A 15,127-nucleotide genomic window follows, 5' to 3' on the forward strand; every position below is an offset into this window, starting at 1 on the left:
TACCCATTTTAAATCACCTCTCTACACTAATAGTATGTGAATATTAAAAAAGAATATACTATTAGTGTAGAATAAATAAATCATGTAAATTTGCCTAAGTTTAACAAATTAGAAGAAAAAAATTTAAAAGGAAGATAGACTTTAAAGATAGCTTGTTTAATATTATCAAGTACTAAATCATAAAAAGTTTTTATGTTAGTCTTTACTTTATGGCTACATATATATCTACTTCAGAATTTTCGTTTTTATCATATCTCTTATCATAGAGTTCAAAATCTCCTGTATAGGTTCTTTGAAGTCCTGAATTCCATATATATCCCCAGGCTTCTCCTATTTTATCTGGCATTTTGCCTTTAGCTGTTACTACACAATATTTCCCAGCTGGTATCACTTTATATGTCATACCTTCTGGTATAGAATTTTTATCTGTAACTTGAAATCCCACCATAAAAGAATATAAGCCAAATTCTTTATTTTCATAATCAGTATATAAACCTAAAATCTCATCTTTATTTACTTTATTTAATATTTTGTCCCCAAGTCTTTTATTTTCAAATTCTTCCCAAAGTTTTGGAATTACAGCCATAAAGGCACCATTTTTGTTAGTTGTTCTTATTTCTTTTCCAACTATTATCATTTTATCTTTTTCTACTATTTTAGTAATTATATCTTCTTTTCTCCATCTCTTTAAATTAGGTAAACAATTTTTCATTAATGCTATTGCTTCATCTTCCTTCATTCCTTTTTCTTTCATAAAAGGTACACATACATCTATCATTTGTTCCATAGTTAAATTTGGATGCTTAAAAGCTCCATTTTCATAACAATAAATACAATATTCATGATTTTTTTTATTATTTAATTCAGTACTATAAAGCTCTTCATTCATTGGCATTCCACAACTTTGACAATATCTTTGTTCCATATTTTATTCCCCTTCCTTATGTTTATATTTGTATTATATAGGAAGGCTTTGACAACACTATGTCATATTTGAATATATATCATTAATTTTTTTACATTTATCCTTTATAATTTCTCTAATATGATTGGGTTCAAGTACTTCCACATATTCTCCGTAACTTAATATCATGGAATATATCCAGTCATCTTCTAATAAATATGTATCTACAATTACACTACCATCTTCTTGAAACCTCATTTCATCTTTATCAAAACAATCGTCTATTTTATATCTAACTCTTTCAGAAAACTTTAATACAACTCTTATAGGTACTTGTTCACTCTCACTAATATTTATATATTCTTTATAGGAAATTCTATTTTCATTAATTTTTTCATGTAAAACAGTTAAATTTTCCATTCTTGATAATTTGAAAAATCGGTAATCATTTTTAAATTTGCAAAAGGAAAATAAATACCATGAAAAACCTTTAAAAACAAGAGTTAATGGCTCTACCTGTCTCCAATTATATTCACCTTTTGAGTTTCTATAATCAAAGACTATACAGTTTTTGTTATCTACAGCATCATATATAATCTTGTATTTTAAGTTTTCTTCTTCACATTTTTTAAAGCCCCAAGGTAATGTATCTATATACATTTGCTCAAAATGTAAATCAAATACTTCTTTTTTTTCTTTAGGAACAATATTTTTTACCTTTTCAATGGCCATTTCAACATTTTTATTATCTAAAAATTTATTCATATTTTTTAGAGCTTCTATAATTGAAATCATATCTTCTAATGTTAAAAGTTGATGATTGATTTTATAGTTATCTATAATGTAGAATCCCCCATTATTTCCAATTTGAGAAACTATAGGAATTCCAGCAAGATTAATTGCTTCAATATCTCTATAAATTGTCCTTACAGAAACCTCAAATTTTTCAGCTAATTCTGATGCAGATATTTTTTCTCTATTTAAAAGCATGACCACAATTGCCAATAATCTATTAATTTTCATGAATCTATAAACCCCCCCATAATTTGAAATGACTATTTTATTATATCAAATTAATAACTTGTAAGATTGTTTAGAGAGAAATTGTTGGGAGAATTGCATAAGAAAGTTTTAAAAGAATAAATTCAATATGGTAATCTTTAGGTTATTTATGGGTGTGAACTTGACTTAACAAATGTACTATAGTAAACTTATATCGTAAAAAAGAATAAAGACAGTTCGTAACCATCCTGTCTATAAATAAAACTAGGACGTAGCTACCGCCTTAGGTAGTTTTTTTGTTGATGGGCATTTAATGCCCTTTTTTATTTGCAAAAAATTCACAAATATGATTTTTTATTTTAGGTGAAATTTTAAATTTATATAAAGTTTAGAAATTGTTATTCAAGGACGCAGAGGTCTTATCTAATGAATTTTTTAACTTAAATATAACAGTAACAGTATAAGGCTGTTTTTTATAAAGATTGTTCAAATATAACTTAAAAACCTTACAAGTTAGGGAACTTTAAATAGTTGTAAAATATTCTAATAAATAATAATTTATCATAACCATTATAACTATTTGATGTTTTCAAGTCTAAATGAGTGTAAAGATTGAAAAATCTATAGTACAAGGAGGAATGAAAATGAAAAAAATAGGATTAACAACTACAGTGCCAGTGGAAGTTATTGTTGCAGCAGGATATACACCAGTAGATTTAAATAATATGTTTATAACTTCAGAGAATTATTTAAAATATATAGACGTAGCTGAAAGAGATGGTTTTCCCAAAAGCTTATGTGCTTGGATAAAGGGGATTTATGGAGCATGTCTAGAAAATAATATTAAAGAAATAGTTGGAGTTATGGAGGGGGATTGTTCTAATACTAAAGTTCTTATTGAGGTTTTTAAACTAAGAGGAATAAAAATTTATCCATTTTCATTTCCCCATAGTCATAGTTTAAAAGATGTAGAAATTGAAATAAGAAAGTTCATGGATATCTTCAATGTTAACGAGGATAAGGTAGAACAGGTTAGAAAAATATTAAATAGAGTTAGAAAGCTAGCAAAAAAAATAGATGAAATGACTTATATAGATAATAAGGTTAATGGTTTTGAAAACCATCTATATCAGGTGAGCTTAAGTGACTTTAATGGAAATATAGATAAATTTGAAGAACACCTTAAAAAAGTCATTGAGGGTATGGAGAAAAGAGAGCCAATAAATAAAAAATTAAGATTAGGCTATATAGGAGTTCCTCCAATGACTGGAGATATATATGAGTTTAGTGAAAAATTAAATGCTCATTTTGTATATAACGAAGTTCAAAGAGAATTTGCTTTTCCTAGGGGGATAGAAGCTGCAAATATATTTGAACAGTATTATAATTACACCTATCCTTATGATAATGAGTTTAGAATTAAGAAATTGAAAAAGCAAATAGAAAAGAGAAAGATAGATGCTATAATCCATTACACTCAGGCTTTTTGTCATAGAGCTGTTGAAGATATAGTATTAAAAAAAGAGCTAGATATTCCTATGTTAAATATTGAAGGGGACAAGTTAAATACATTAGATGCAAGAACCAAGCTTAGATTGGAAGCTTTTCTTGATATGTTATTAGATTTAAAGGAGCGGAATCAATGAGGTTATTGGGAATAGATCTTGGAAGTAGAGAAGTTAAGATTGTTTTAATGGAAAACAGTATTATAGTTCAAAAGAAAAAAGTAAGTACCATGAAATTTTACAGAGATTACTGTAGCTTTAATGGCAAGGTTATAGTAGATTTAGAAAAACTAAATATAGAAGGAATTGATAAAGCAATATCAACGGGTTATGGGAAAAATAATACGGATTTAAAGCTTTTTACACCAATAAATGAGATAAAGGCTCACGTTTATGGAGCAATTTATCAAAGTAAACTAAAGAATTTTATACTTTTAGATGTAGGTGGGCAAGATGTTAAAGTGGTAAAGGTAGAAAAAGGAATTGCTACTGATTTGGAGCTTAATGAAAAATGTGCTGCTTCCTGTGGAAGATATTTAGAGAATATGGCAAATGTCCTTGAAATATCTTTAGATGAAATGAGCAGGTACTCGGAAAATCCTGTGGATTTAAATTCTACCTGTGCAGTATTCTCAGAGTCAGAATTAATTGGAAAAATAGCTGAAGGGGTACAAATAGAAAGATTATGTGCTGGAGTTAACTACTCTTTGTATAAAAGGTTACAGCCTCTTTTAAGTAAATTTAGAGATAAGAAATTAGTTCTAACTGGTGGTGTCGCTAGAAATAATTCAATAAAAAAATATTTAAATAATGATTATGAAGAAATAGTCCCAGTAGAAGATCCTCAGTTTAATGGAGCCATTGGATGTTGTTACTTTGGATTGGAATTTTTAAAATAAATTTAGGAGGAAAAACATGTATATTTTAAAGGCGGAACATAGTTTTGATAGTGCTCATTTTCTTGCAGGTTATGAAGGTAAATGTGGAAATATTCATGGACATAGATGGAAGGTTGAAATTCAGGTTCAGTCAAAATCATTAGTACAAGGCGGTCAGCTTGATGGAATGGTAATAGACTTTGGGGATTTGAAAAAAGATGTTAAATCTATAGTAGATTATTATGATCATGCATTGATAATAGAAAAGGGAACTATGAGGGAACAATCACTAAACTCATTAAGAGAAGATGGTTTTCGTATAATAGAAGTTAATTTTAGACCAACAGCAGAAAATTTTGCATTATTTTTCTATAAAACCATGAAAGATAAAGGATATAATGTAAAAAGTTCTACAGTTTATGAAACTCCTAATAATAGTGCTACCTACGAAGAAAGTGGGGTTAATTAAGATGGATTTTAAAGTAGTTGAAAGATTTGTAAGTATAAATGGGGAGGGAAGACGCTCAGGACAATTAGCTATATTTATAAGATTTGCAGGTTGTAATTTAAATTGTAGTTATTGTGATACACTTTGGGCAAATGAAAAGGATGTATCTTATGAATTAATTAGTTCAAAAGATATATATGACTATATTAAGTCACAAAAAATTAAAAATGTAACCCTAACAGGTGGAGAACCTCTTATGCAAAAGGGAATAGTAGAGTTACTAAAAGTTCTTTCTAAGGACAAAGAACTTTATGTGGAAATTGAAACTAATGGTAGTGTATTATTAGACGAATTTTTAGATATAGAAAATTCACCAAGTTTCACTATGGATTATAAGCTTCCTTCAAGTAATATGGAAAATAAAATGGCATTAGATAACTTTAGATATTTAACTAATAAGGACACGGTAAAATTTGTATCTGGTAGTATAGAGGACTTAGAAAAAGCTAAAGAAATAATAAAAAAATATAATTTAGTGAATACAACTAATATATATATAAGTCCTGTTTTTGGAAAAATTAATTTAGATACTATTGTAGAATTTATGAAAAATAATAAAATGAATGGAGTTAATTTACAACTGCAGCTTCACAAGATTATATGGGATCCTAATAAGAAAGGGGTGTAGTAATATGGCAATTGATGTTAAGGCCATTGAAGAGCACATAAAAGGAATTTTGATAGCATTAGGAGATAATCCAGAAAGAGAAGGGTTAAAGGATACACCAAAACGTGTAGCTAAAATGTATGAAGAAGTATTTAAGGGTATGTGCTATACCAATGATGAAATCGCAGAAATGTTTAATGTAACTTTTGAAGATGATTTATGTGTAAGCGATAATGTAGGCGATATGGTTTTTATGAAGGATATAGAGATATTTAGTCATTGTGAACATCACTTAGCACTTATGTACAATATGAAAGTAGCTATAGCATATATACCTAAGGGAAAAATTATTGGATTAAGTAAAATAGCAAGAATAGCAGATATGGTAGGACGTAGACTACAGCTTCAAGAGAGAATTGGGAGTGATATAGCAGAAATTCTAAAGATGGTAACTGATTCAGAGGATGTAGCTGTTATTATAGAAGGTGAACATGGCTGTATGACTACTAGAGGAATAAAAAAGACAAATACTAAAACTATAACAACTACATTAAGAGGAAAATTTAATACTGATACAATTGTAAGCAATAAATTAATGATGCTTTATACAAAATAAAGAGGTTTTTAGTTTTGGATAGAGTTTTATTAATATAAATATATTAGATTCGTACAAGGCTGAAAAACCTTGCATAGGGTGGAATATTTTATATAAAGGAAGTGTATTAAAAGGCATAACTATAACAAAGATTTTTGTGGATTTTAAGATGATAATAAAATAATAGAGGGATGTGTAGTAAATGAATAAGGAAAAAGCAATAGTAGTATTTAGTGGTGGACAAGATAGTACAACCTGTTTGTTTTGGGCAAAGAAAAAGTATAAAGAAGTTATAGCAGTATCCTTTGATTATAATCAAAAGCATAAGTTAGAGTTAGAATTTGCAAAGGATATATGTAAAAAACATAATATTGAACATAAAATCTTAGACTTGAACTTACTAAATCAATTAGCACCAAATTCACTAACAAGGCAGGATATAACTGTTGATAAAAGTGCACCAAAAGAAGGAGTACCTAATTCCTTTGTAGATGGAAGAAATTTATTATTTTTGAGTTTTGTTGCAGTATTTGCAAAACAAAGAGGAATAAATGCTATCATAACTGGTGTATCACAAAGTGATTTTAGCGGATATCCAGATTGTAGAGATGTGTTCGTAAAATCCTTAAATGTTACATTAAACTTAGCTATGGATTATGAATTTGAAATACTTACACCACTAATGTGGATTAATAAAGCGGAAACTTGGAAAATGGCCTATGATTTAGGAGTTCTTGATATAGTTAAAGAAGAAACCTTAACATGCTACAATGGAATAAAAGCAGATGGATGTGGAGAATGTCCAGCTTGTAAATTGAGAAAAAAGGGATATTTAGAATTTGAAAAGGAGTATTTAAAATAATAATTTTATATGTATTGTTTGTCGAATACCTCCTTTTATATTTTATGTTTAGTTTTTATAAATTTTTTCGATAATTTATTATTGAAAGTATGGAATACTAGGAGGAATATATTATGATAAATATTTTTGGTAAAAAAAATAGTAAAAATGATACCATTGACCAGGAAGTTATTATTGAAGAAAAACATGAAGTTGAAACCACAGATACTATGGAATTTCTAAAGGAAATGACTGTACAAATAGAGGGAATAATACAGCAGCATAATAAAGTTAATGGTGAACATGAGGTACTTGAAAAATTAGCAAAGCAGATTGAAAACCATATGGCAACAGTATCAAATTTAACCGAGAGGACTAATGAATCAACAGATAAGCTTTTTAGTCAAGGAGAAAGCTTGTTGGAGATTACAAAAGATACTGTAAGCAAATCCTTAGAAGGTAAAAAATCAATTGAGGGCATGGTTAAAGTAATTGAGAATCTTGATATAGAAACAAAGGATACATATGAAAATATTAATGCTTTGGGTGAAAAACTAAAAGAAATTGGAGAAATAGCTCAATTAATAAGTGGAATAGCTTCAAAAACAAATCTTCTTGCTCTTAATGCCGCTATAGAAGCAGCTCGTGCAGGAGAACAGGGTAAAGGATTTGCGGTAGTTGCTGATGAAGTTAGAAAATTAGCAGAAATGACAGGAGAGAGTAGTAGTAATATAACTAATTTAATTAGTGGCATAGATTCTCAGACTAAAAATGTTTTAAGTAGTGTGGAAAAAAGTACATTAGTAGTTACAGAAGGTGTAGAATCTTCTAAAGGAGCCCTTGAAAAAATAGAGGAAGTTTTAGATTCATTTAACAGGGTTGAAGATGACACTGATAGTCTAATTAAAACAATTAATACTCAGAAGGAAGATATAACCAAAATTTTTAGTGGAATAAATGAGGTAGACAACATTCTTACTGAAACAAATGATCAAATTATAAATCATATAGATGAGGCTCATAAAGTAGATAAGAAATTAGAGGAAAGTGTATATCATATAGCTCAATATGTAAAATAAAATTAAGAAAATGCATTTCACAAGTTAGAATTAGTTTAATAATATATATAATAACTTAAGGTTATAAAAGTAATATGAGAATTAAGGATATGGTAATTAAAATATTATAAATAGAATAAATATTATATTGGGAATTTATTATAAATACTTATAAGGGAGAACAATAAAATGTGGACACGAGAGCAGATCAAAGAAAGAGCTAAAAGAATATTAAAGCTTAATTACTGGAAAGCCTTTCTAGTAAGTTTAGTTATAAGTGTTGTAACTGGAGACAGTTATGGAAAGGCAGAAAAAAATGTTAACAAATTTACTGATGACTACGCTATCTTTGATAATACAATCTTTGAAGGATTAGTAAATTGGACAGGAAAGCTGTTAGTGTTTTTAGCATCTATAGCAATAATTTTGCTGATTTTAAGGGTTGTAGTAGGATATATGCTTGAAGTAGGTGGAAGGAAATTCTTTATTAAAGCAGCAGAAGGGGAAACTAATATGGGATACCTTGGATATTGCTTTAAAGAAGGAAGCTATTTTGGAGTGCTTGTAACAATGTTATTAAGGAGTATTTATACATTTTTATGGACTTTATTATTAGTAATACCAGGGATAGTTAAGACCTATGCATATAGCATGGTACCATATATATTGGCAGATAATCCTTCTATAGGTGCTGAAAGAGCCATACAGTTAAGTAATAAAATGACAGATGGAGAGAAATGGGATATGTTTGTGCTTGATTTATCATTTATAGGTTGGTATATTGTGGGCGCATTAGCTTTAGGAATAGGTGTATTATTTGTGAATCCATATGTTGATGCTACAAAGGCTGAATTGTATTTGGATCTTAGAAAAAAAGCAATAGAAAATGGATCAACATCCTATAAAGAATTAAATATTGTAAGTTGTGGCAACAATATTTAAAGATGGATTAAAGTCTTAAGAATCTATTGAAAGTCTAAAGTATATAATAAGTAAAAAAAGAATTTATAGGACTAAGTCAGCATAGGCTTAGTCTTTTTTATATAGAGTAATGTACTTAATATATCTAGAATTGCAAAAATAAATTTTTTTAATCAGTAACAACATGTCAAATCGATAGCAAAGTAGTAAGAAATCAGGATTAATTTTAAAATAATATGATATAATAATATTAAAATTCAGGAAAGTTTAGGAAAGTTTAGGAAAAAATATTATTTTGTTATTTTTTAATGTGACTAAATTTGAAATTTAGGAGTTGAATATTTTGAGAAAACCAAGAACGGCAGAAGTAACAGCACATCTTCAGTCTGATATAAAATTTGTTTGGAATGTGGTTACTAATAATAACGACTATAAGTGGCGTAGCGATATTGAAAAAATTGAAATTATTAATGATGGAAAAGAATTTATTGAGTATACTCCTAATGGAATTGCCACAAAATTTTTTATTACTAAAAAGGAAGAGTATAGCCAATATGAATTTAGTATGGGAAATAAAATGTTTACTGGTTTTTGGACTGGACATTTTTCAGAAACAGAAAATGGTGGAACAAAGATAGTTTTCGTAGAAAACATATTTATAAAAAATCCAATCATTAAGATTTTATCTTATTTTTTTATGGATTTAAAGAAAATGCAAAATACATATATATTAGATTTAAAAAAGAAGTTAGGGGAACAGTGATGACAAGAGGAGATTTAAACAATGTTAAAAGATAAAGACAGACAAAGTATAGATGTTGCAAGATTATATTATCAATCCGAATATAGTCAACATGAAATTGCGAATTTACTTAATATTTCTAGGCCTACAGTATCAAAACTTTTAAAATATGCTAAGGAAAATGGTTACGTTACTATTAAAATTAATGATCCAATGGATATATCTGATGATTTAGCCTTAACTTTAAAAAATAAGTATGATTTAGAGGAAGTCGCTATTGCTTATTCTCCATTAAATAACGAGGATGAGATAAAAAATCAAATAGGTCGCGTGGCAGCGCAGTATTTACATGATATTGTTAAAGATGGAGATATTATTGGAGTAAGCTGGGGAACAACCATGTATGCTGTAGCCACACAGTTAGTGGAAAAAGAATTAAAAGATGTTCAAATTGTACAACTTAAAGGTGGACTAAGCCATACTCGTAGCAATACATATGATTCAGAGATAAATGAATTATTTGCAAAGGCATTTTATGCTGAGGGAAGAGCGTTGCCATTGCCTGTTATATTTGACACACCAGAACTAAAAGAAATTATAGAAAAAGACAGCCATATAAATGAAGTAATGAAAATGGGGAAGCAAGCTAATATTGCTATTTTTTCTACAGGTGCAGTTGAAGATGATGCTCTATTATTTAGATTAGGCTATTTTAATGAAGAAGAAAAAAAGCGTATTCAGAAGTATGCAGTTGGAGATGTATGTTCACGATTTATTGATAAGAATGGTAACATATGTGATGAAAAAATAAATAGTAGAACAGTAGGAATAAATTTAGAAGAATTAAAGAAAAAAGAAAGAAGTATTTTAGTTGCTGGTGGAGAAAGAAAACTTAATTCATTACATGTAGCATTAAGTTCGAAAATAGCTAATACACTAGTAACAGATCAATTTACCGCTAAACTATTACTTGGAAGATAAGTATATAACAAAGAATAACAGTCATTATATTTATTCTTTTAGGATTGAAAGTGGCATTACAAAAACAAAAATAATAACAAACTTAAAAATGCAATTTTATAAATGAAAAAACTCTCATGTAATTATTTATGGGGGCTTTTTTACTTTAAAACAATATTAGAACAAAAGAAAAAACTAATATTTACTTTTGTTCTAATGAGTGCTATTATGAGGATACAAAGAAGCACAAAATAATTTTGAAACAAAAGTAAAAGATAATTAATGTTTAATAATAAAAAAAGTGAGAGGGGCTATAAATTATGAAATTATCTAAGTATATTGATCACACACTATTAAAACCGCAAGCAACAGAAAAAGATATTTTAAAACTTATTGAAGAAGCTAAAACTTATGATTTTGCATCAGTTTGTGTAAATCCTAGCTGGGTTAAGCTTGCGCATAAAAATTTGAAAGATACAGATGTTAAGGTTTGTACTGTTGTAGGATTTCCACTTGGAGCAACTTCCACCGCTTCTAAAGTGTATGAAACAAAAGTTGCTATTGAAGATGGTGCAGATGAAATAGATATGGTTATTTCTGTTGGACAACTTAAGTCAAGAAATGATGAATATGTAAAAGAAGAAATCAAAAAAATTGTAGAAGCATCAAAGGATAAATTAGTTAAAGTAATTATAGAAACATGTTTATTAACAGAAGAAGAAAAAGTAAAAGCATGTACTTTAGCTAAAGAAGCAGGCGCAGATTATGTAAAAACTTCAACTGGATTTTCAACTGGTGGAGCAAAACCAGAAGATATTAAATTAATGAGAGAAACAATTGGTAAAGATATGGGTGTTAAAGCTTCTGGAGGAATCCATACTAAAGAAGAAATGGAAGCCATGATTGAAAATGGTGCCACAAGAATCGGTGCAAGTTGTGGAGTAGAACTTGTAAAATAAACATAATATTATAGATTGTTAATTTGTTTTTTATAACAGATTAGCAATCTATAGGATAAAAAACTAAAGTTATATTTTATATAATTACATATCAGTTTATATTAAAAAACAATTATTAAGTTCATATTTTATAGAAGTAAGTTATTATTATGTATTTCGTAAAGCTAAACATAGCTTAATGCAACGTATAAATGAGGAGATTTAAATGAGTATGAACGATATTAAGAGATGCCTAGCTGATTATTTAAATAGAACTCCAAGCTTTCAATATAAAGTAAGTAAATACTAAAATAAGTAGATGTAGGATGTACTGCATTAAATATTGAAAGGAAGTGCTTAAAAATGGATATTGCAGTTATTGGTTCAAATATGGTAGATTTAATAAGTTATATTGATAGAATGCCTAAAGAAGGTGAAACTTTAGAAGCACCAGATTTTAAAATGGGATGTGGGGGTAAGGGAGCAAACCAGGCCGTTACAGCTGCAAGATTAAAATCAGATGTTATGATGGTAAGTAAAGTTGGAGATGATTTATTTGGACAAAACACTATTAAAAATTTTAAAAGCAATGGTGTAAATACAGATTTTGTAACTGTTCAAAAAAATCAAGCTAGTGGAGTTGCACCTATTTTTGTTGATAGAGAATCTAAAAATAGTATTTTAATTATTAAAGGTGCCAATAAAAATTTATCTCCTACAGATATAGATGATGCAAGTGAAGAATTGAAAAAGTGTTCTTTAATTATTTTACAATTGGAAATTGAATTAGAAACTGTTTATTATGCTATAGATTTTGCTAATAAAAATAATATTCCTGTATTGTTAAATCCTGCTCCTGCTACAAAAGAAATTGATTTCGATTATGTTTATAAATGCGATTTCTTTGTGCCAAATGAAACAGAATTAGAGATTTTAACAAATAAACCTGTAGACACAATAGAAGATATAAAAGAAGCTGCTCATTTCATTGGGGATAAAGGGGTTAAAAATGTAATTGTTACAATGGGTAGCAAAGGTTTACTATGGATTAATAAAGATGAAGAGCATTTTATAAAAGCACGTAAAGTTGATGCTGTAGACACCACCGGTGCTGGTGATGGATTTATTGGATGTTTTGCACATTATTATGTAGCTACAGAAAACATATTATTAGCTCTTGAAAAAGCAACAGCTTATTCAGCCCTTAGTGTTACAAGATATGGCACTCAAACTTCTTATCCTACAAAAGAAGAGTTTGAAGAATTTTTAAAGTAAGTTTTAGGTTTGAGAAATTTTACTGTAGAAAAATATATTTTTAAAAACAAAGACTCCTATACATTAGTGTAGGAGTTTTCTATTTTGTGGAAAATAAGAGTAAATATTTATTGAAATTTCGTTTTTATTTGTAAAAAATAAAATTGGTGAAAATACAATGTTTTATCTATAAAAAATAATGTATAAATAGTTTGATTGATAGCTATTTTAATGTTAGCCAGTTTTTTTATAAATAAAGAAAAGAATGGTTTCTATAGTTATAAGACTAGGAGATGAATTTGTAGTTTATTAAACTGTGGGTATAAGATTCTGTATATGAATCTATGATTCTCAAAGCAGTTGGCTTTGAAAAAGCAAAAAATTGTATTGACAGTAGTAAAAAGAAATGATAATATATTTTTAATTTATCACTTTACTCAGATAAACTAATAAACTAATAAAGTGAGGGGATAGAATGGAAAATTGGAATAAGTATATACCGGAAGGTATGAAAGATATTTTATTTGAAGAGAGCAATATAAAATTAAATATAGAGGATCAATTAAGAAAAATTTATAAATATAGTGGATTCTCTGAAATAATATCTCCTACATTAGAATTTTATGATGTATTTAATTCTAATATTCAAGCTATACCTCAAGAAAAAATGTATAAACTTTTTGATGATTTAGGTAGAATTCTTGTTTTAAGACCAGATATGACTACTCCGATAGGGAGAATTACAGGTACTAAAATGAAGGATTGTACATATCCGCTTAAACTTTGCTATACAGGAAATATATTTAGGGTTAATGAAAAATTAAATGGGAAGCTAGGAGAAATAACTCAATCAGGAATTGAAATAATTGGAACTAAGGGAATAAAATCTGATGTAGATAGTATAGTTACAGCTATACATGCTCTTTTAAGCTTGGGGCTTAGAAATTTCAAAATAGAACTAGGAGAAGCTGGATTATTTGAAGCTCTAACAGAGAATATGAGAATAAAGGAAGAAAATTTAAAAAAATTAAAAGAAATAATAAGAAACAAAAATTATGTAGCTCTTAAAAAATTTTTAGATGAAATAATTTCAAAGTATTCAAAGAATGATTTTGAAATTATAGAGAACTTGCCTAAATTATTTGGAGGTATTGAAATTATAGAAAAGGCTAAGAGTTTAACTAAAAATGAAAAGGCTTTAAAATCTTTAAATGATATATATAACATATATAAATCCATAGAATATATAGGACTTGGATCATATATATCCATTGATCTTGGAATGGTTCAAAACATAGATTATTATACAGGAGTTATATTTAAAGGTTATGTAGAAGAAGTAGGAGGCTCTATATTGAGTGGAGGAAGATATGATAATTTAATTCAACATTTTGGAGCGAAACTCCCCGCTATAGGATTCGCCATTAATGTAGATGATGTAATGATTGCTTTAAAGAAACAAAATACAATATCTATAGATAAAGATAAGAAAGTTTTAATATCTTACAAAGATGAGTTTTTAAGAAAAGCATATGATTTTATGGAAGAGCTAAAGACGAAAAAAATTATATGTGAATTAAGTCCTTTAGATGATGATAAAGAAATTTTAATATACTCAAAGAAGAAAGGTATAGATTTTATTATAGGATTTACAGGAGAAGAAAAACTATTTGTTAAGGATTTAAAATCAGATAAAATAGCTTTTTTAGAAAAAGATGAAATTGAAGATTTATTAATGTTGTAATTAGTGAGGGGATAGGTGATTACATTGAAAAAGGTAAAAATAGCATTAACCAAAGGCAGACTTGAAAAGGAAGCTATTGAAATATTTAAAACTATTAATATTAATACTAGAGAATTAGAGGATAAAGGAAGAAAACTTATTTTAAATTGTGAAAATGAAGAATATAATATAGATTTTTTTTTAGTTAAAGCTAAAGATGTAGAAACCTATGTAGAATATGGTGCTGCGGATATGGGGATTGTGGGAAAGGATACTTTAATGGAAGCAAATAAGGAGTTTTATGAAGTTTTAGATTTGAATGTAGGAAAGTGTAAATTTGCTTTAGCTGCATTGCCTAGTTTTAAATTAGATGAAGGATACAATAGGAAAAAAATAGCTACTAAATATCCGAACATAGCAAGGGAATATTTTAGAAAAAAGGGCATGGATGTAGAATTAATTAAAATAGAAGGCTCCGTAGAATTGGGACCTATTGTAGGACTTGCAGATGCCATAGTAGATATTGTAGAAACAGGAAACACTTTAAGAGAAAACGGCTTAGTAGTTGTGGAAGATATATGTGAAATAAGTGCAAGAATGATAGTAAATAAAGCTAGTATGAAAACAAAAAAAGATGAAATTATAAAAATAATTGAAAATGTAAGTGAAGTAATAAAACAATAGGAAAGGA

The 15,127-nt window shown here is 28.0% G+C and carries 16 protein-coding genes; 14 read left to right on the plus strand and 2 right to left on the minus strand.

Annotated elements, in window-relative coordinates:
• Positions 1-202: 202 nt before the first annotated feature.
• On the minus strand, positions 203-925 hold the full coding sequence (locus ACYUDJ_RS00695; protein WP_043031862.1) for an effector binding domain-containing protein: 723 nt from the start codon (positions 923-925) through the stop codon (positions 203-205).
• A 57-nt stretch (positions 926-982) separates the two neighbouring features.
• Positions 983-1,927, minus strand: a complete 945-nt coding sequence (locus tag ACYUDJ_RS00700; RefSeq protein ID WP_043031863.1) for a helix-turn-helix transcriptional regulator — start codon at positions 1,925-1,927, stop codon at positions 983-985.
• A 623-nt stretch (positions 1,928-2,550) separates the two neighbouring features.
• Between ACYUDJ_RS00700 and ACYUDJ_RS00705 the strand changes: the two genes are divergently transcribed.
• From ACYUDJ_RS00705 to hisG, 14 genes are all read left to right on the plus strand, one after another.
• Complete coding sequence (locus ACYUDJ_RS00705) at positions 2,551-3,552, plus strand: 2-hydroxyacyl-CoA dehydratase family protein (protein WP_043031864.1); 1,002 nt, start codon at positions 2,551-2,553, stop codon at positions 3,550-3,552.
• Complete coding sequence (locus ACYUDJ_RS00710) at positions 3,549-4,310, plus strand: acyl-CoA dehydratase activase (RefSeq protein WP_003486365.1); 762 nt, start codon at positions 3,549-3,551, stop codon at positions 4,308-4,310. The genes ACYUDJ_RS00705 and ACYUDJ_RS00710 overlap by 4 nt, the downstream gene beginning before the upstream one ends.
• 16 nt (positions 4,311-4,326) lie before the next feature.
• Positions 4,327-4,758: a 6-carboxytetrahydropterin synthase QueD gene (gene queD, locus ACYUDJ_RS00715; RefSeq protein WP_003486363.1), complete on the plus strand. Its 432-nt coding sequence runs from the start codon at positions 4,327-4,329 to the stop codon at positions 4,756-4,758.
• Position 4,759: 1 nt separating this feature from the next.
• Complete coding sequence (gene queE, locus ACYUDJ_RS00720) at positions 4,760-5,425, plus strand: putative 7-carboxy-7-deazaguanine synthase QueE (protein ID WP_043031865.1); 666 nt, start codon at positions 4,760-4,762, stop codon at positions 5,423-5,425.
• 4 nt (positions 5,426-5,429) lie between these two features.
• Positions 5,430-6,020 (plus strand): GTP cyclohydrolase I FolE, encoded by a 591-nt coding sequence (folE, locus tag ACYUDJ_RS00725; RefSeq protein WP_003486359.1) that lies wholly within the window; start codon positions 5,430-5,432, stop codon positions 6,018-6,020.
• Positions 6,021-6,201: 181 nt separating this feature from the next.
• Positions 6,202-6,861 carry a 7-cyano-7-deazaguanine synthase QueC gene (gene queC / locus ACYUDJ_RS00730; RefSeq protein ID WP_043031866.1) on the plus strand — a complete coding sequence of 220 codons (660 nt, stop codon included), beginning with the start codon at positions 6,202-6,204 and terminating at the stop codon, positions 6,859-6,861.
• 113 nt (positions 6,862-6,974) lie between these two features.
• A complete protein-coding gene (locus tag ACYUDJ_RS00735) occupies positions 6,975-7,919 on the plus strand; it encodes a methyl-accepting chemotaxis protein (protein ID WP_003486355.1) in 945 nt (314 codons plus the stop codon).
• Between the two features lie 168 nt (positions 7,920-8,087).
• A complete protein-coding gene (locus ACYUDJ_RS00740; protein ID WP_003486353.1) occupies positions 8,088-8,840 on the plus strand; it encodes a DUF975 family protein in 753 nt (250 codons plus the stop codon).
• Between the two features lie 322 nt (positions 8,841-9,162).
• The gene (locus ACYUDJ_RS00745; protein WP_003486351.1) at positions 9,163-9,582 is read left to right on the plus strand and encodes a hypothetical protein; all 420 of its coding nucleotides are present in this window, start codon (positions 9,163-9,165) and stop codon (positions 9,580-9,582) included.
• Positions 9,583-9,603: 21 nt separating this feature from the next.
• Positions 9,604-10,542 carry a sugar-binding transcriptional regulator gene (locus ACYUDJ_RS00750; RefSeq protein WP_003486349.1) on the plus strand — a complete coding sequence of 313 codons (939 nt, stop codon included), beginning with the start codon at positions 9,604-9,606 and terminating at the stop codon, positions 10,540-10,542.
• Between the two features lie 299 nt (positions 10,543-10,841).
• Positions 10,842-11,480: a deoxyribose-phosphate aldolase gene (gene deoC, locus ACYUDJ_RS00755; protein ID WP_003486347.1), complete on the plus strand. Its 639-nt coding sequence runs from the start codon at positions 10,842-10,844 to the stop codon at positions 11,478-11,480.
• 342 nt (positions 11,481-11,822) lie between these two features.
• The gene (rbsK, locus tag ACYUDJ_RS00760) at positions 11,823-12,734 is read left to right on the plus strand and encodes a ribokinase (protein ID WP_003486346.1); all 912 of its coding nucleotides are present in this window, start codon (positions 11,823-11,825) and stop codon (positions 12,732-12,734) included.
• A 454-nt stretch (positions 12,735-13,188) separates the two neighbouring features.
• A complete protein-coding gene (locus tag ACYUDJ_RS00765; protein ID WP_003486345.1) occupies positions 13,189-14,457 on the plus strand; it encodes an ATP phosphoribosyltransferase regulatory subunit in 1,269 nt (422 codons plus the stop codon).
• Between the two features lie 24 nt (positions 14,458-14,481).
• Entirely contained in the window at positions 14,482-15,120 is a 639-nt protein-coding gene (gene hisG / locus ACYUDJ_RS00770; protein ID WP_042385125.1) for an ATP phosphoribosyltransferase, read from the plus strand.
• Positions 15,121-15,127 lie beyond the last annotated feature (7 nt).

The sequence above is a fragment of the Clostridium sp. CTA-6 genome (genome assembly GCF_054768115.1).

Bases quoted from the DNA above. Each gene is read 5' to 3' on its own strand.
- ACYUDJ_RS00700 (WP_043031863.1), bottom strand. From the start codon at position 1,927: ATGAAAATTAATAGATTATTGGCAATTGTGGTCATGCTTTTAAATAGA.
- ACYUDJ_RS00750 (WP_003486349.1), top strand. From the start codon at position 9,604: ATGTTAAAAGATAAAGACAGACAAAGTATAGATGTTGCAAGATTATAT.
- ACYUDJ_RS00705 (WP_043031864.1), top strand. From the start codon at position 2,551: ATGAAAAAAATAGGATTAACAACTACAGTGCCAGTGGAAGTTATTGTT.
- ACYUDJ_RS00695 (WP_043031862.1), bottom strand. From the start codon at position 925: ATGGAACAAAGATATTGTCAAAGTTGTGGAATGCCAATGAATGAAGAG.
- rbsK (WP_003486346.1), top strand. From the start codon at position 11,823: ATGGATATTGCAGTTATTGGTTCAAATATGGTAGATTTAATAAGTTAT.
- folE (WP_003486359.1), top strand. From the start codon at position 5,430: ATGGCAATTGATGTTAAGGCCATTGAAGAGCACATAAAAGGAATTTTG.
- ACYUDJ_RS00710 (WP_003486365.1), top strand. From the start codon at position 3,549: ATGAGGTTATTGGGAATAGATCTTGGAAGTAGAGAAGTTAAGATTGTT.
- ACYUDJ_RS00740 (WP_003486353.1), top strand. From the start codon at position 8,088: ATGTGGACACGAGAGCAGATCAAAGAAAGAGCTAAAAGAATATTAAAG.
- queC (WP_043031866.1), top strand. From the start codon at position 6,202: ATGAATAAGGAAAAAGCAATAGTAGTATTTAGTGGTGGACAAGATAGT.
- queE (WP_043031865.1), top strand. From the start codon at position 4,760: ATGGATTTTAAAGTAGTTGAAAGATTTGTAAGTATAAATGGGGAGGGA.
- queD (WP_003486363.1), top strand. From the start codon at position 4,327: ATGTATATTTTAAAGGCGGAACATAGTTTTGATAGTGCTCATTTTCTT.
- deoC (WP_003486347.1), top strand. From the start codon at position 10,842: ATGAAATTATCTAAGTATATTGATCACACACTATTAAAACCGCAAGCA.
- ACYUDJ_RS00735 (WP_003486355.1), top strand. From the start codon at position 6,975: ATGATAAATATTTTTGGTAAAAAAAATAGTAAAAATGATACCATTGAC.
- ACYUDJ_RS00765 (WP_003486345.1), top strand. From the start codon at position 13,189: ATGGAAAATTGGAATAAGTATATACCGGAAGGTATGAAAGATATTTTA.